Source organism: Pseudomonas sp. PsB, assembly GCF_043658375.1.
Taxonomy (GTDB): domain Bacteria; phylum Pseudomonadota; class Gammaproteobacteria; order Pseudomonadales; family Pseudomonadaceae; genus Aquipseudomonas; species Aquipseudomonas putida_Z.
Genome location: NZ_JBIGLU010000001.1, coordinates 280,411 through 296,452, shown reverse-complemented (window position 1 = coordinate 296,452; position 16,042 = coordinate 280,411). Strand labels below are relative to the sequence as shown.

General features: G+C 63.2%; 16 protein-coding genes and 1 pseudogene. 11 read left to right on the top strand and 6 right to left on the bottom strand.

Annotated features, from left to right (window positions below; all coding sequences use genetic code 11):
- Window positions 1-351: 351 nt before the first annotated feature.
- The gene (locus tag ACGLHT_RS01415) at window positions 352-1,959 is read left to right on the top strand and encodes an ABC transporter substrate-binding protein (protein ID WP_137162664.1); all 1,608 of its coding nucleotides are present in this window, start codon (window positions 352-354) and stop codon (window positions 1,957-1,959) included.
- 123 nt (window positions 1,960-2,082) lie between these two features.
- Here ACGLHT_RS01415 and radC read toward each other — a convergent pair whose 3' ends face one another.
- Window positions 2,083-2,763 carry a DNA repair protein RadC gene (radC, locus tag ACGLHT_RS01410; protein WP_025341108.1) on the bottom strand — a complete coding sequence of 227 codons (681 nt, stop codon included), beginning with the start codon at window positions 2,761-2,763 and terminating at the stop codon, window positions 2,083-2,085.
- Window positions 2,764-2,891: 128 nt separating this feature from the next.
- On the opposite strand from radC, the gene coaBC reads away from it, so the two are divergent.
- The 7 genes and pseudogenes from coaBC to ACGLHT_RS01375 all read left to right on the top strand — a co-directional run bounded on the left by coaBC (window position 2,892) and on the right by ACGLHT_RS01375 (window position 8,918).
- On the top strand, window positions 2,892-4,103 hold the full coding sequence (coaBC, locus tag ACGLHT_RS01405; protein ID WP_003253409.1) for a bifunctional phosphopantothenoylcysteine decarboxylase/phosphopantothenate--cysteine ligase CoaBC: 1,212 nt from the start codon (window positions 2,892-2,894) through the stop codon (window positions 4,101-4,103).
- A gap of 5 nt (window positions 4,104-4,108) precedes the next feature.
- Window positions 4,109-4,564, top strand: a complete 456-nt coding sequence (dut, locus tag ACGLHT_RS01400) for a dUTP diphosphatase (protein WP_015272329.1) — start codon at window positions 4,109-4,111, stop codon at window positions 4,562-4,564.
- A 144-nt stretch (window positions 4,565-4,708) separates the two neighbouring features.
- Window positions 4,709-6,076, top strand: a pseudogene (locus ACGLHT_RS01395) (phosphomannomutase/phosphoglucomutase); the annotation flags it as partial.
- Between the two features lie 30 nt (window positions 6,077-6,106).
- On the top strand, window positions 6,107-7,012 hold the full coding sequence (gene argB / locus ACGLHT_RS01390; RefSeq protein ID WP_025341110.1) for an acetylglutamate kinase: 906 nt from the start codon (window positions 6,107-6,109) through the stop codon (window positions 7,010-7,012).
- Between the two features lie 173 nt (window positions 7,013-7,185).
- On the top strand, window positions 7,186-7,866 hold the full coding sequence (locus tag ACGLHT_RS01385; protein WP_025341111.1) for a CsgG/HfaB family protein: 681 nt from the start codon (window positions 7,186-7,188) through the stop codon (window positions 7,864-7,866).
- Between the two features lie 27 nt (window positions 7,867-7,893).
- Window positions 7,894-8,262, top strand: a complete 369-nt coding sequence (locus ACGLHT_RS01380; RefSeq protein ID WP_274119873.1) for a DUF4810 domain-containing protein — start codon at window positions 7,894-7,896, stop codon at window positions 8,260-8,262.
- Window positions 8,259-8,918 carry a DUF799 domain-containing protein gene (locus ACGLHT_RS01375; RefSeq protein WP_025341113.1) on the top strand — a complete coding sequence of 220 codons (660 nt, stop codon included), beginning with the start codon at window positions 8,259-8,261 and terminating at the stop codon, window positions 8,916-8,918. The genes ACGLHT_RS01380 and ACGLHT_RS01375 overlap by 4 nt, the downstream gene beginning before the upstream one ends.
- Before the next feature lie 111 nt (window positions 8,919-9,029).
- Here the strand turns inward: ACGLHT_RS01375 and pyrE are convergent, their stop codons facing one another.
- Window positions 9,030-9,671 (bottom strand): orotate phosphoribosyltransferase, encoded by a 642-nt coding sequence (pyrE, locus tag ACGLHT_RS01370; RefSeq protein WP_003253405.1) that lies wholly within the window; start codon window positions 9,669-9,671, stop codon window positions 9,030-9,032.
- An 80-nt stretch (window positions 9,672-9,751) separates the two neighbouring features.
- Here pyrE and ACGLHT_RS01365 point away from each other — a divergent pair, with 80 nt between their 5' ends.
- A complete protein-coding gene (locus ACGLHT_RS01365; RefSeq protein WP_003253401.1) occupies window positions 9,752-10,531 on the top strand; it encodes an exodeoxyribonuclease III in 780 nt (259 codons plus the stop codon).
- A 115-nt stretch (window positions 10,532-10,646) separates the two neighbouring features.
- Here ACGLHT_RS01365 and ACGLHT_RS01360 read toward each other — a convergent pair whose 3' ends face one another.
- On the bottom strand, window positions 10,647-11,015 hold the full coding sequence (locus tag ACGLHT_RS01360; RefSeq protein WP_003258195.1) for a DUF4870 domain-containing protein: 369 nt from the start codon (window positions 11,013-11,015) through the stop codon (window positions 10,647-10,649).
- A 23-nt stretch (window positions 11,016-11,038) separates the two neighbouring features.
- Window positions 11,039-11,761 (bottom strand): ribonuclease PH, encoded by a 723-nt coding sequence (gene rph / locus ACGLHT_RS01355; protein WP_013974792.1) that lies wholly within the window; start codon window positions 11,759-11,761, stop codon window positions 11,039-11,041.
- A 228-nt stretch (window positions 11,762-11,989) separates the two neighbouring features.
- Between rph and ACGLHT_RS01350 the strand changes: the two genes are divergently transcribed.
- Window positions 11,990-12,853: a YicC/YloC family endoribonuclease gene (locus tag ACGLHT_RS01350; protein ID WP_025341114.1), complete on the top strand. Its 864-nt coding sequence runs from the start codon at window positions 11,990-11,992 to the stop codon at window positions 12,851-12,853.
- 13 nt (window positions 12,854-12,866) lie between these two features.
- The gene (gmk, locus tag ACGLHT_RS01345; RefSeq protein ID WP_085588808.1) at window positions 12,867-13,487 is read left to right on the top strand and encodes a guanylate kinase; all 621 of its coding nucleotides are present in this window, start codon (window positions 12,867-12,869) and stop codon (window positions 13,485-13,487) included.
- Between the two features lie 124 nt (window positions 13,488-13,611).
- Here gmk and ACGLHT_RS01340 read toward each other — a convergent pair whose 3' ends face one another.
- Complete coding sequence (locus ACGLHT_RS01340; RefSeq protein ID WP_013974795.1) at window positions 13,612-15,153, bottom strand: APC family permease; 1,542 nt, start codon at window positions 15,151-15,153, stop codon at window positions 13,612-13,614.
- A 113-nt stretch (window positions 15,154-15,266) separates the two neighbouring features.
- Window positions 15,267-16,040: a gamma-glutamyl-gamma-aminobutyrate hydrolase family protein gene (locus ACGLHT_RS01335; RefSeq protein WP_046613698.1), complete on the bottom strand. Its 774-nt coding sequence runs from the start codon at window positions 16,038-16,040 to the stop codon at window positions 15,267-15,269.
- Window positions 16,041-16,042: the final 2 nt, after the last annotated feature.

The window sequence follows — 16,042 nt, the reverse complement described above, 5'->3', positions numbered from 1 at the left end:
TCTAAAACCACATGCCCAACCCGGCATGGGTTGGCCGCTTAATCTCTCAGTCTTTGGCGCCTAGGCGCCGTGATTCTGGAGGTCTTATCGACCGGATCCGCTTATGCGACAGGCCGAGCCCCTAGAAAAGAGCGCTGCTTTATACCAGAAAGACTTGGCCGCAACAACATTAGATGCACATTGTCACGAGCCGGAACGCGCCGGGCCAGCATAGCGGCAGGCCCCGCCAGCCGTCGACCGCCCGTCGCCAATTTTGTAAAAAAGGGTGTGGTCATTTCCCGACGGGCACACTAGGGTAGGCCTTTTCCAGACTGCACTGGCAGATGGGCCACTGACAGCCAAGGAGCCACCATGCGTACAGCCGCCCTTTCCTTATTGTTCAACTCCTTGTTCGCCGCAGGCGCCCTGTTCGCCGCCGGCGTTGCCCAGGCCGCCCCGCTGAGCGTCTGCAGCGAGGCCAGCCCCGAAGGCTTCGACGTGGTGCAGTACAACTCGCTGACCACCACCAACGCCACGGCCGATGTGCTGATGAACCGCCTGGTGGAGTTCGACGCGGCGCAAGGCAAGGTGGTGCCGAGCCTGGCGGCCAGCTGGACGGTATCGGCCGACGGCCTGATCTACGACTTCACCCTGCGCGATGACGTGAAATTCCACACCACCGCCTACTTCAAGCCAAGCCGCGCACTGAACGCCGACGATGTGCTGTTCAGCTTCCAGCGCATGCTCTACCCCGCCCATGCCTGGCACAAGACTGCGCCAGGCGGCTACCCGCATGCCCAGTCGCTGCAACTGGGCAGCCTGATCAAGGCGATCGAGGCGCCGGCACCGAACGCCGTGCGCTTCACCCTCAGCCACCCGGACGCCACCTTCCTGGCCACCCTGAGCATGGGCTTCGCCTCGATCTACTCCGCCGAGTACGCCGACAAACTGCTCAAGGCCGGCACGCCGGAGAAGCTCAACAGCCAGCCGGTCGGCACCGGGCCGTTCATCTTCCAGCGCTTCCAGAAGGACGCCGTGGTGCGCTACCGCGCCAACCCTGACTACTTCGCCGGCAAGCCGGCGGTCGACCCGCTGATCTTCGCCATCACCACCGATGCCAACGTGCGCCTGCAGAAGCTCAAGCGCGGCGAGTGCCAGGTCGCGTTGTCGCCCAAGCCGCTGGACATTGCCGAAGCCGGCAAGGACGGCAACCTCAAGGTGGCCACCACCCCGGCGTTCATGACCGCCTTCGTCGCCATCAACAGCCAGCACCCGCCGCTGGACAAGCCGGAGGTGCGCCAGGCCATCAACCTGGCCTTCGACAAGCAGGCCTACCTCAAGGCCGTGTTCGAAGACTCCGCGGTGGCCGCCAACGGCCCCTACCCGCCCAATACCTGGAGCTACGCCAAGGACCTGCCCGGCTACCCGCTGGACCTGAAGAAAGCCAAGGCCCTGCTGACCAAGGCCGGTTTGGCCGAGGGCTTCAGCACCACGATCTGGACCCGCCCGTCGGGCAGCCTGCTCAACCCCAACCCCAGCCTCGGTGCGCAGATGCTGCAGGCCGACCTAGCCAAGATTGGCATCAAGGCCGAGATCCGCGTGATCGAGTGGGGCGAGCTGATCCGCCGCGCCAAGGCGGGCGAGCATGACCTGCTGTTCATGGGTTGGGCGGGTGACAACGGCGACCCGGACAACTTCCTCAGCCCGCAGTTTTCCTGCGCGGCGGTGCAGTCGGGGACCAACTTCGCACGCTTCTGCGACAGCCGCCTGGACCAGCTGATCAGCGCCGGACGCACCACCAACGACCAGAGCGTGCGCAGCCGGCTTTACCAGCAGGCACAGACGCTGATCCAGCAGCAGGCGCTGTGGGTGCCGCTGGCGCACCCGACGGCGGCGACGCTACTGCGCCAAGGGGTCGAGGGGTATCAGGTGAGCCCGTTCGGGCGGTTGGATTTCAGCAAGGTGTCTGTGAACAAGTAAGCCTGCACCGGCCTCTTCGCGGGTAAACCCGCTCCCACAGGGACCGCGCCAACTTTCAACATGGCACTTTCCCTGTGGGAGCGGGTTTACCCGCGAAAGGGCCGGGACAGGCAGCACAAGTGCCTAAGCCACAATCCACCCATGCTCGACCATCGACAGCGGCTCCCCGTCACCGATGATGATGTGATCCAGCACCCGCACATCGATCAACGCCAGCCCCCGCTTCAACGACAGGGTCAAGTGCACATCGTCCTGGCTGGGCTCACTGTTGCCCGAGGGGTGGTTGTGGCACAAGATCAAGGCCGCTGCGTTATGCAGCAATGCCCGCCGCACCACTTCCCGCGGGTAGACGCTGGCCCGATCTATCGTGCCTCGGAAGAGGATTTCAAACGCCAACGGCCTGTGCTTGGTATCGAGAAAGAGGCATCCGAACACCTCGCTGACTTCATGTCGCAGCATCGCTTTCAAATAGCGCCTCACCGTTGCCGGGCTGTCCATCGCGGATTCACGCTCAATCGAAGTTGCAAGGTGCCTGCGCCCGATCTCCAGCAGCGCCTGCAGCTGGCTGAACCTCACCGGGCCCAACCCAAGCTCGCCGACGAAAGCCTCACGGTCGGCCTCCAGCAACTGGCGCAAGCCCCCGAACTTCACGAGCAGACCTCGCGCCAGCTCCACGACATTGCGCCCACGCACACCTGAGCCGAGAAATACAGCCAGCAATTCCGCGTCCGTCAGGCTTCCGGCCCCACGCTGCAGCAACTTCTCCCTCGGCCGCTCTTCAGCCGGCCACTCCCTGATATTCATCCCGCCCCTCTGCCCTTGCTGCGGCCCATTTCGGCCCTGTGTTAATCTATTTCGCCTCGTACATGCGACGTTCTGCCGCAGGCATTTTCAAACGTCGCCGCCCGCTCTCACTGGAAAAAGGCAAGCCTATGCAGCGGCTGTATCGCAAGCGCATCGTTCTCGGCGTGGGTGGCGGCATTGCCGCCTACAAAAGCGCCGAACTGATTCGCCGACTCCTGGAGCACGGCGCGCAGGTGCGCGTCGTCATGACCCGTGGTGGTGCAGAGTTCATCACCCCGCTGACCCTGCAGGCGCTGTCGGGCCACCCGGTGCACATGGACCTGCTCGACCCTGCCGCCGAAGCGGCCATGGGCCACATCGAACTGGCCAAATGGGCCGACCTGGTGCTGATCGCCCCGGCCACCGCCGACCTCATGGCGCGCATGGCCCAAGGCATGGCCGACGACCTGCTGACCACCCTGGTGCTGGCTACCGATGCCACCGTTGCCGTGGCCCCGGCCATGAACCAGGCCATGTGGCGCGACCCGGCCACCCAGGCCAACCTCGAACTGCTCAAGAGCCGTGGCATCCAGGTGTTCGGCCCGGCGTCCGGTAGCCAAGCCTGTGGCGATGTCGGCCTGGGCCGCATGCTCGAAGCCACCGACCTGGCCTGGTGTGCCGCGGAAAGCTTCAAGCGCCAGGCACTGACCGGCAAGCACGTGCTGATCACCGCCGGCCCGACCCAGGAAAACATCGACCCGGTGCGCTACATCACCAATCATAGCTCCGGCAAGATGGGCTTCGCCTTGGCCGAAGCGGCCGCCGAAGCCGGGGCTCGGGTGACCCTCGTCACTGGCCCGGTGCACCTGCCAACCCCCGACCGGGTCAGCCGTATCGACGTGGTCAGCGCGCGGGACATGCTCGCGGCCTGTGAAGCGGCCATGCCGTGCGACCTGTTCATCGCCTCTGCGGCGGTTGCGGACTACCGCCCGGAAGTCGTTGCCACGCAAAAATTGAAGAAAGATCCTACGACCGGCGACGGCATGCTGCTGCAGATGGTGCGCAATCCCGATATCCTTGCCACCATCGCTGGCCGCGCCGACCGCCCGTTCAGCGTCGGTTTCGCCGCCGAGACCGAACACTTGCTCGATTACGCCACGCGCAAGCTCAAGGACAAGAACCTCGACCTGATCGTCGCCAATGATGTGGCCAACCCCAGCATCGGCTTCAACAGCGAGGAAAACGCCTTGACCGTGATCGACCGCCAGCAGCACCAGACCCTCTTCGCGCAGACCAGCAAGGGCAAGATTGCCCGGCAACTGGTCGCCTTCATCGCCGAACGGCTCAATCAGGTTCAATAAGTTACATGCACGCTCTTCAAGCCAAGATCCTCGACCCACGCCTGGGCACCGAATTCCCCCTGCCGCAGTACGCCACCCCCGGCTCCGCCGGCCTGGACCTGCGCGCCCTGCTCAAGGAAGACACCGTCCTCGAGCCAGGCCAGACCCTGCTGATCCCCACCGGCCTGTCGATCTACATCGGCGACCCGGGCCTGGCGGCGGTGATCCTGCCGCGCTCGGGCCTGGGCCATAAGCACGGCATCGTGCTGGGCAACCTGGTCGGGCTGATCGACTCGGACTACCAGGGCGAGTTGATGGTGTCGTGCTGGAACCGCGGCAACACCCCGTTCACCATCGCCGTTGGCGAGCGCATTGCCCAGCTGGTGCTGGTACCGGTGGTACAGGCCCATTTCGACATCGTCGAAGCGTTCGATGAAAGCCAGCGCGGTGCTGGCGGCTTCGGCCATTCCGGCAGCCACTGAGCCGAGAAATGACCGTTCAGGCCAAGGATGGCGAACTCTCTGGCGAAACCACCGTCCAAGCGTTCAGTTTGCGCCTGCCCAGAAAGCCTTTGACTAATGGAGCTTCCAGAGATGAACGACATGGCCCACCTGGTACCCGCCGCACTGCCAGACAGCATTTTCCGCGCGTATGACATTCGCGGCGTGGTCGGCAAAACCCTTCACGCCGAAACCGCCTACTGGATCGGCCGCGCCATCGGCGCGCAGAGCCTGGCCCAGGGCGAACCGCAGGTTTCGGTCGGCCGCGATGGCCGCCTGTCCGGCCCGATGCTGGTCGAACAGCTGATCAAGGGCCTGGTCGATGCCGGCTGCCAAGTCAGCGACGTCGGCCTGGTACCCACCCCGGCGCTGTACTACGCAGCCAACGTGCTGGCCGGCAAGTCCGGTGTGATGCTGACCGGCAGCCACAACCCGTCGGACTACAACGGCTTCAAGATCGTCATCGCTGGCGATACCCTGGCCAACGAACAGATCCAGGCCCTGCTGACGCGCCTGAAAACCAACGACCTGACCCGCGCCGAAGGCCGCGTGGAAAAGGTCGAGATCCTTGACCGCTACTTCCAGCAGATCGTCGAGGACGTGAAGCTGGCCAGGAAGCTCAAGGTGGTCGTGGACTGCGGCAACGGTGCCGCCGGCGTGGTCGCGCCGCAACTGATCGAAGCCCTGGGCTGCGAAGTGATCCCGCTGTTCTGCGAAGTCGACGGCAACTTCCCCAACCACCATCCGGACCCGGGCAAGCCGGAAAACCTCGAAGACCTGATCGCCAAGGTCAAGGAAACCGGCGCCGATATCGGCCTGGCCTTCGACGGTGACGGCGACCGCGTCGGCGTGGTGACCAACACCGGCAGCATCGTCTACCCCGACCGCCTGCTGATGCTGTTTGCCCAGGACGTGCTGTCGCGCAACCCGGGCGCCGAGATCATCTTCGACGTCAAATGCACCCGTCGCCTGACCCCGCTGATCGAGCAGCACGGCGGCCGCGCTCTGATGTGGAAGACCGGTCACTCGCTGATCAAGAAGAAGATGAAGCAGACCGGCTCGCTGCTGGCCGGCGAGATGAGCGGTCACATCTTCATCAAGGAACGCTGGTACGGTTTCGACGACGGCATCTATAGCGCCGTGCGCCTGCTGGAGATCCTCAGCAAGGCCGGGCAGAGCGCCGAAAACCTGTTCGCCGCGTTCCCGAACGATATTTCCACGCCGGAAATCAATATTGATGTGACCGACGAGGGTAAATTCAGCATCATTGATGCACTGCAACGCGACGCCGACTGGGGCGAAGCCAACCTGACCACCATCGACGGTGTGCGGGTGGATTACGCGCACGGCTGGGGCCTGGTTCGCGCCTCCAACACCACCCCGGTGCTGGTGCTGCGCTTCGAGGCCGACAGCGACGCCGAATTGCAACGTATCAAGGATGTTTTCCGTACTCAGTTGCTGCGGGTTGAGCCTGAGCTGCAACTGCCGTTCTGACCGACTATCTGTTCCTTACAGGAGCCCTGCATGACCCTCGATCGCGATGCCGCTTCCCATGTAGCCGAGGTTTTGTCCGAAGCACTGCCTTACATCCGCCGCTTTGTCGGCAAGACCCTGGTGATCAAGTACGGCGGCAACGCGATGGAGAGCGAGGAGCTCAAGACCGGCTTCGCCCGTGACATCGTGCTGATGAAGGCTGTGGGCATCAACCCGGTGGTGGTCCACGGTGGTGGCCCGCAGATCGGCGACCTGCTCAAGCGCCTGTCGATCGAAAGCCACTTCATCGACGGCATGCGCGTCACCGACTCGGCGACCATGGACGTGGTGGAGATGGTGCTGGGTGGCCAGGTCAACAAGGACATCGTCAACCTGATCAACCGCCACGGCGGCAGCGCAATCGGCCTGACCGGCAAGGACGCGGAGCTGATCCGCGCCCGCAAGCTGACCGTCAGCCGCCAGACGCCCGAGATGACCACCCCGGAAATCATCGACATCGGCCACGTTGGCGAAGTGGTAAGCGTGAACACCGACCTGCTGAACATGCTGGTGAAGGGCGACTTCATCCCGGTGATCGCACCGATCGGCGTGGGTGCCAATGGTGAGTCGTACAACATCAACGCCGACCTGGTGGCAGGCAAGGTAGCCGAAGCGCTGAAGGCCGAGAAGCTGATGCTGCTGACCAACATCGCCGGCCTGATGGACAAGCAGGGCGAAGTACTGACCGGCCTGACCACCGAGCAGGTCAACGAACTGATCGCCGACGGCACCATCTACGGCGGCATGCTGCCGAAGATCAAGTGCGCGCTGGATGCGGTGCAGGGCGGTGTCAACAGCTCGCACATCATCGACGGCCGCGTGCCGAATGCGGTGCTGCTGGAGATCTTCACCGACAGCGGCGTGGGTACCCTGATTACCAACCGCAAGCGTCACTGATCCGGCTGTAATACACGGCGGCTGGCCCGCTGTGCTTTCAGCCCGATGTACGCGGACAGGTGGTGCAAGGCGGTCAATTCAGGTTCGATCATAAGATTCCTGACCAGCAGCCGATACAACGTGGCAATATGCAGGCTCACTGCAAATTGCCACTATCCATCTGGAGTACACGCGTGAAATACGCATCACACGGACTCGTGCTGGCAGCCGCCCTGGCTGTCGGGTCCATCGCCGGCTGTGCCACCGAAACCTCCACCGCTGTTGCCGTACAACAGGTCGAAAGCGTAAGCCGCCCCTACAGCGGCGCGCGCGCGCCGATTGCCGTAGGCAAGTTCGACAACCGCTCCAGCTACATGCGCGGTATCTTCTCCGATGGCGTCGACCGCCTCGGCGGCCAGGCCAAGACCATCCTCATCACCCACCTGCAGCAGACCAACCGCTTCAACGTGCTCGATCGCGACAACATGAGCGAGATCCAGCAGGAAGCCGCAATCAAGGGCCAGGCACAACGCCTGAAAGGTGCGGACTTCGTGGTAACAGGCGATGTCACCGAGTTCGGCCGCAAGGAAGTCGGCGACCACCAACTGTTTGGCATCCTCGGCCGTGGCAAGACCCAGATCGCCTACGCCAAGGTGGCGTTGAACATCGTCAACATCAGCACCTCCGAAGTCGTCTACTCGAGCCAGGGGGCAGGTGAATACGCGTTGTCCAACCGCGAAATCATCGGTTTCGGCGGCACCGCCAGCTACGACTCGACGCTCAACGGCAAGGTTCTCGACCTGGCCATGCGCGAAGCCGTGAACAAATTGGTGAACGCTGTCGAAAACGGCCAATGGAATCCAAAGGCCCAGTAAAAGATTTTTCCAGGAAGGACCCCTCCCATGAGCATCACCCTCCCGGCTATGCGCATCTGCGCTGGCCTTGTGTTGGGCAGCGTCTTGCTGGCCGGCTGCAATGCGCCCAAGCCGCTGTACCAATGGGAAAGCTATCAACCCCAGGTTTATGGCTACCTCAAAGGCGATTCGAAAGAAGAACAGGTCATTGCGCTGGAGCGCGACCTGGAAAAGATCAAGGCCAAGAATGGCGCCGTCCCGCCTGGCTACCATGCGCAGTTGGGCCTGCTGTATTCCAGCCTGGGCAAGGATGACCAGATGATCCAGCAATTCCGCACCGAGAAGGCGCTCTTCCCGGAGTCGGCGGCGTACATGGACTTTCTGCTAAGCAACGCCACCAAGGGGGTCAAGCAATGATCAAGCGCCTTAGCCGCCTTGTCGTCGGCGCCTGCGTGCTGGCCCTGTTCGCGGGCTGCGCCGAGCGCAAGACCATCGACTACTCGGCTTACAAACAGAGCCGCCCGAAGTCGATCCTGATCCTGCCGCCACTGAACGAGTCGCCCGATGTGAAGGCGAGCTACAGCATGCTGTCGCAGGTGACCTACCCGCTGGCCGAGGCCGGCTACTATGTAATGCCGGTGGCGCTGGTGGACGAGACCTTCCGCCAAAACGGCATGACCACGCCAGCCGACATCCACCAGCTACCGACGACCAAGCTGAATGAGATCTTTGGCGCCGACGCCGGCCTGTACGTCACGGTATCGGACTACGGCACCCGCTACATGGTGCTTAGCAGTGCGACCATCGTCACCGCCAATGCCAAGCTGGTCGACCTGAAGACCGGTACCACCTTGTGGACTGGCAGCGCCACTGCCTCCAGCCAGGAAAACCAGCAGAACCAGGGCGGCATCATCGGCATGCTGATCGTTGCGGCGGTCAACCAGATCATCAGCAGTGTGCAGGATGATGCAGGTTACCCGATCGCTGGCATGACCAGCGCACGCCTGCTGACGCCGCACCCGAACGGCGGCATCCTCTATGGGCCACGGTCGCCCAAGTACGGCACCGACTGAGTCCGGCCTGTTCCGGCCCCCTTCGAGGAATTGCCTGCGACAGGGCCGAAACCGGCGACAAAAAAAGGCGACCTTCACAAGAAGGTCGCCTTTTTCATTTCCGGGCCCGGATCAGATACCGTACTGCGCCCGGTAAGCCTCGACAGCTGGCAGATGCTGCTTCAGCTGTGGGTCATCGGCCAGGAACTCCAGCACCTGGGTCAGCGAAACGATGCTGACCACAGGGATACCGAAGTCACGCTCCACTTCCTGGATCGCCGACAGCTCGCCATTGCCGCGCTCTTCGCGGTTCAGCGCGATCAGCACGCCAGCGGCCTTGGCCTGCTGGGCATTGATGATCTGCATGACCTCACGAATGGCGGTACCGGCGGTGATCACGTCGTCGATGATCAGCACGTCACCGGCCAGCGGGGCACCGACCAGGCTGCCACCTTCACCGTGGTCCTTGGCTTCCTTGCGGTTGAAGCACCATGGCACGTCGAGCTGATGCTGATCGGCAAGGGCCACGGCAGTAGTCGCTGCCAGCGGGATACCTTTGTAAGCCGGGCCGAACAGCACATCGAACGGGATCTTGCTGTCGACGATGGCTGCGGCATAGCAACGGCCCAATTCGGCCAGGGCGGAACCGGTGTTGAACAGGCCGGCATTGAAGAAATACGGGCTGGTACGCCCCGATTTCAGGGTGAATTCACCGAAACGCAGTACCCCGCGATCGATGGCAAAACGGATGAAGTCGCGCTGATACGGCTGCATGGATAGTCCCGGACACCACGGATTTAGCTAAATGGGTTGAGCTCGGGTATCATACACGCACGAGATTTTTGGGGCCATTTATGCGGATCATCAGTGTGAACGTAAATGGCATTCAGGCTGCGGCCGAGCGTGGTTTGCTCAGCTGGCTGCAAGCCCAGAATGCCGACGTCATCTGCCTTCAGGATACCCGCGCCTCGGCCTTTGAACTCGATGACCCAGCTTTCCAGCTCGATGGCTATTTCCTTTATGCCTGCGACGCGGAGGTGCCTGCCCAAGGTGGTGTGGCCCTGTATTCGCGCATGCAGCCCAAGGCAGTCATCACCGGCCTGGGCTTCGAGACAGCCGACCGCTACGGGCGTTACCTGCAAGCAGATTTCGACAAAGTCAGTATTGCCAGCCTGCTGCTGCCTTCGGGTATGAACGGCGACGAAGACTTGAACCAGAAGTTCAAGTTGATGGACGACTTCGCCAAGTACCTGGACAAACAGCGTCGCAAGCGTCGCGAATACATCTACTGCGGCTCGTTCTACGTGGCGCAGCAGAAGCTCGATATCAAGAACTGGCGTGACAGCCAGCAGTCGCCGGGCTTCCTGGCGCCGGAGCGTGCCTGGATGGACGCGATCACAGGCGAGATGGGTTACGTCGATGCCCTGCGCGAAGTCAGCCGTGAGGGCGACCAGTACAGCTGGTGGCCGGACAACGAGCAGGCCGAGATGCTCAACCTGGGCTACCGGTTCGACTACCAGATCCTCACCCCGGGCCTGCGCCGCTTCGTGCGCAATGCCCGCCTGCCGCGTCAGCCGCGCTTCTCCCAGCATGCGCCGCTGATTGTCGACTATGACTGGACGTTGACCATCTGAAGGCATGGGGCCGCTTTGCGGCCCTATCGCGACACAAGGCCGCTCCTACAGGGGAATGCATATCCCTTGTAGGAGCGGCCTTGTGTCGCGATAGGGCTGCAAAGCAGCCCCAGCATTATTTGATCGGCCGCCAGATCATCGGGTAGCGATACGGCTTGCCCTCATTCGCCCGCACAGCCGCAATGATGATCAGGATCATCACCGCGACCATCAGCATGGCGAACAGCACCAGCCCGATGAACACGAACATCAGCAGGAAGCAGATGAACCCGGCAATGGTCACGCTGATCTGAAAGTTCAGCGCCTCTTTGCCCTGGGCATCGATGAAAGGGTCTTGCTCGCGCTTGAGGTGCCACAGCACCAGCGGGCCCAGCAAGTGCCCGAGCGGCACCACCAGGCCCAGCAGCGCGGAGAGGTGGCAGAACATCGCCCACTGCCGGATTTCGGCATTGGGCGGGGTGATCGACAGGTTCGATTCGCTCATGCCCCGCACCTCCCTGGCTGGGTTCAGTCGGCCAGTGCCGCCTGCTGCAGTTCGAAGATCTCGCTCATGCCCTTCTGTGCCAGGGCGAGCATGGCGTTGAAGTCTTCAGGCTGGAACGGCGCACCTTCGGCAGTACCCTGCACTTCGATGAAACCACCGGCGCTGGTCATGACCACGTTCAGGTCGGTTTCGGCGGCGGAGTCTTCCAGGTAGTCCAGGTCGAGCACCGCTTCGCCCTGGTACATGCCCACCGACACTGCGGCGATCATGTGCTTGAGCGGGTTGCCGGCCTTCAGGCCACCGCGCTTCTTGATCACCGCCAGGGCGTCGCACAGGGCGACCATGGCACCGGTGATGGACGCGGTACGGGTGCCACCATCGGCCTGGATCACGTCGCAGTCGACGTACAGGGTGATGTCACCGAGCTTGCTCATGTCCAGCGCGGCGCGCAGCGAACGGCCGATCAGGCGCTGGATTTCCAGGGTGCGGCCACCCTGCTTGCCACGGCTGGCTTCGCGCTGGTTACGCTCGCCGGTGGAACGCGGCAGCATGCCGTATTCGGCGGTCAGCCAGCCTTGGCCCTGGCCTTTGAGGAAGCGCGGCACACCGTTTTCCACGCTGACCGTGCAGATGACCTTGGTGTCACCGAACTCGACCAGTACCGACCCTTCGGCGTGCTTGGTGTAGTTGCGGGTGATGCGGATCGAGCGGAGCTGATCGGCGGCGCGACCACTTGGACGTTTCATCTGGGATACCTGTACTGGGACTTTGAATCTGCCGAGCATTATAGAGCCCACGGCCCGGGGAAGACATGCCTATTGTCGCGCCCGACACAGCCCGTCGCCTTTTCCTGCCGGCCAGGCCACCCGTCGGTAACATGGGTGGATTGGGCGCCAAGGCCCCACTGCGCTACAATCCTGCGCCTTGCAGCCGAGAGGCTCCCACCGTTCATTCATATACGCGAGGTACTCCCCATGGTGCACAGCATGACCGCTTTTGCTCGTGTCGAGCGCGCCGGCAGCCAAGGCACCCTGGTCTGGGAGCTGCGTTCGGTCAACCACCGTTACCTGGAGCCGCACCTGCGCCTGCCCGAGGCCCTGCGCGACCTCGAAGGCGCCGTGCGTGAAGGCCTGCGCCAGGGCCTGTCGCGGGGCAAGGTGGAATGCACCTTGCGCCTCAACGAAGACAGCAACGGCAAACCGCTGAAGGTGGACCGCGAGCGCGCCGCGCAGCTGGTTGCCGCCGCCGAGGAGGTGGCTGGCCTGATCAAGCAGCCGGCACCACTGAACCCGCTGGAGGTGCTGTCGTGGCCAGGCGTGCTGGTGGCCGACGCCAGCGACCCGCAGGCACTGAATACCGAAGCCATGGCGCTGTTCGATGAAGCACTGGCCGAGCTCAAGGCCGGGCGCCAGCGTGAAGGCCAGGAACTGGCCCGGCTGATCAACGAACGCCTGGACAACATGGCCAGCGAAGTCACCACCCTGCGCGCCCTGGTGCCGCAAATGCTGGCAGCTCAGCGGCAGAAGATCCTCGACCGCTTCGGCGACATGCAGGCCGAACTCGACCCGCAGCGCCTGGAGCAGGAGATGGTGCTGCTGGCCCAGAAGAGCGACGTGGCCGAGGAACTCGACCGCCTCAGCACCCATGTCACCGAAGTGCGCCGAGTGCTCAAGGGTGGCGGCGCCGCCGGCCGGCGCCTGGACTTCCTGATGCAGGAACTCAACCGCGAGGCCAACACCCTCGGCTCCAAGGCCTTCGACCCACGCAGCACGCAAGCGGCGGTCAACCTGAAGGTATTGATCGAACAGATGCGTGAACAAGTACAGAACATCGAGTAAGGCCACCCCGACCATGAACCACAGCAGCGGCACCCTCTACATCGTTTCGGCCCCTTCGGGCGCCGGCAAGACCAGCCTGGTCACCGCCCTGATCAAGGCCGACAAGCGCGTAAGCGTCTCGGTCTCGCACACCACCCGCGCCATGCGCCCGGGCGAGCAGCACGGCGTGAACTACCACTTCGTCAGCCATGACGACTTCAAGGGGCTGATCGCCAAGGGTGACTTCCTCGAGCACGCCGAAGTGTTCGGCAATTTCTACGGGACTTCGCGCAGCGCGCTGCAAGAGGTACTCGACCAGGGCAATGACCTGATCCTGGAAATCGACTGGCAAGGCGCCCAGCAGGTACGCAAGCTGATGCCCGAGGCTTTGTCGGTGTTCATCCTGCCGCCGAGCCAGCAGGCCCTGCGCGAGCGCCTGGATGGCCGCGGGCAGGACAGCGAAGAGATCATCGCCGGGCGCATGAAAGAAGCGGTCAGCGAGATGGTGCACTACGACGAGTACGACTACGTGATCATCAATGATGACTTCGACGTGGCGCTGGAAGACTTGAAGGCAGTGTTCCGCTCGAACCGCCTGGTGCTGAAGAAGCAGCAACAGCGCAACAGCGGGCTGCTGAAAGAACTGCTCTCCTGAAAGACCGCATGGGGCTGCTTTGCAGCCCATTCGCAGCACAAGGCTGCTCCTACATCGACGGCGTACATCGCGCCATTGTAGGAGCAGCCTTGTGCTGCGAATGGGGCGCGAAGCGCCCCCAGCCTTATTCCTGCAGTGGCAAGGTAGCCTGCTGACGCAGGGTAGCCCCCAGGAAGTACGCCGGCGCGCGCAGGCGCGACAGCATCATCAGCACGATCCCCAGCACCGAAATGATCGCGGCGATCACGAACACCAGCCCCAGCCCGCCCACATGCGAGCCGCTGCCGAAGTCCGGCGAGGCGCTGTCGATGGCGGTACGCACGAAGATCACCGACAAGATCACCCCACCCACCAGCGGGCACAAGCCGCGCATCAGGAAGTGGCGCAGGCTGTCGAACAGGCTGTGGCGGAAGTACCAGACACAGGCGAAGGCCGTCAGCGAATAGTAGAAGCAGATCATCATGCCCAGTGCAGTGATGGTATCCGCCAACACGTTCTCGCTCAGGGTGCGCATGGTCACGTAGAACAGGCCCGCAGCCACACCAGCGCAGATGGTGGCGTAACGCGGGGTCTGCGAACGAGGGCAGACGCTGGCGAACTTCTGCGGCACCGCACCGTAGTAACCCATGGCCAACAGGGTGCGCGCCGGCGACACGAAGGTCGACTGCAGCGACGCCGCGGTGCTGGCCAGCACGGCGATGGACATCAGGATCGCCAGCGGCCCCATGACCGGACCGGCCAGGTGGGCGAAGACGTTTTCCTGGATGCGCGGGTTGTTCAGGCCCAGGCCTTGTTCGCTGATACCGGCAAACTGCAGGGTGGCAATCGCGGTGAACAGGTACAGGCCGAGGATCAGCAGCACGGTCCAGGTGGCCGCCTTGCCCGGCACCTCGTCACTGCCGACCGATTCCTCGCTGACAGTCAGGCACACGTCCCAGCCCCAGAAGATGAAGATCGACAGCGACAGCCCGGCGGCAAAGGCCGAGAACGATTCGACGCCGAACGGGTTGAACCAGGCGAAATCGAATTCCAGCGGTGGCGGCGCGGTGGTTTCGCCGAAAGCGGCAAAGGCAAAGCCGATCAGCACCAGCAACTGCAGGGCCACCAAGCCATATTGCACCGTCATGGTGGTAGTCATGCCGCGGCAGCAGATCCACACCGCCAGGGCGATGAACACGCAACAGGTGGTTATGTTGATGAGCAGGTTGTCGGCCAAGGCCGCCAGTTCATGCTTGCCGGTGATCTGACCAAGGAACAGGTAGAAGAAGTCGACCGCCACCCCTGCCAGGTTCGACAACACGATGGTGGTGGCGACCACCAGGCCCCAGCCACCGATCCAGCCGATCATCGGGCCGAAGGCACGCGCCGACCAGGTAAACGAAGTACCGCTGTCCGGCTCCGCCGAGTTCAGTTCGCGGTAGCCCAAGGCCACCAGCAGCATCGGCAGGAAGCCGACGATGAACACCGCCGGCAGGTGCGCGCCCACTTCACGCACGGTCGGGCCAAGGGCACCGGTAAGGGTGTAGACCGGGGCGATAGTGGAAATGCCCAGCACCACGCTGGCCAGCAAGCCCAGCCGGCCGGTGGCCAGGCCCTTGCTGCGCTGGGTGTTGCCCGCGTCGGCCGCCACGTCGGGTGGGCGGCCGGCTTCTGTGTAATTGCTCATGAGTATTTGCCGTAAATTTTGGAATTGTTTTCACAGGCCTTGCGTACAAGGCCCGCTTTCACTCATTGAAAGCTTGCTGCCGGGAACAAGTCATCCGAGACCTTCGGGTGACGTCAGAATGCCTCCTGCCGTGCGCCCTCCCGTGTTGCGTAGGCAATGCAGGCCTCGCGAAACGCCTGGAACAGGCGCAGCGAGACCGGGTTTTCGGTAAATCGCCACTCCGGGTGCCACTGCACGCCGAGCACAAAGCCCGGCGCCGCCGGCATGGACACCGCTTCGATCAGGCCATCCGGGGCCCGTGCCTCGACGCGCAGGCCCGGGGCCAGTCGGTCGATGCCCTGGCTGTGCAGCGAGTTGACCTCGAATTGCGCCGCCAGGCCCAGGCGCTCGAACAACCCGCCAGGCTCGATGCCGACAAGGTGACGAGGGCCGTATTGCACCTCCAGGGGTGCGTCCTCAGGTTCACGGTGGTCAAGGTAGCCGGGCAGTTCCTGCACGCGCTGGTGCAGGCTGCCGCCCAGGGCCACATTCAATTCCTGGTAGCCACGGCAGATACAGAACACCGGCACACCGGCGGCAATGGCCGCCTGCAACAACGGCAGGGTCAGGCGATCACGTGCCAGATCGTGCCGGGTACCCGCCGCGCTGGGGGCGCCATTGTAATGATGCGGTTCGATATTTGAAGGTGAGCCGGTAAAAACAATGCCGTGCAGACGGGCCAGCAGCGCCTGCGTGTCGCTGCCCCCGTCACGGGCCGGCAGGATCAATGGCAAGCCGGCAAAGCCGGCCGCCTCGACATACTTGTCGCCTACCGTATGCGACGAGTTCTTCCCCACCTGCTGGCGGCAGGCGCTGACACCGATCAAGGGGACCGCATTTGCGCTCATGG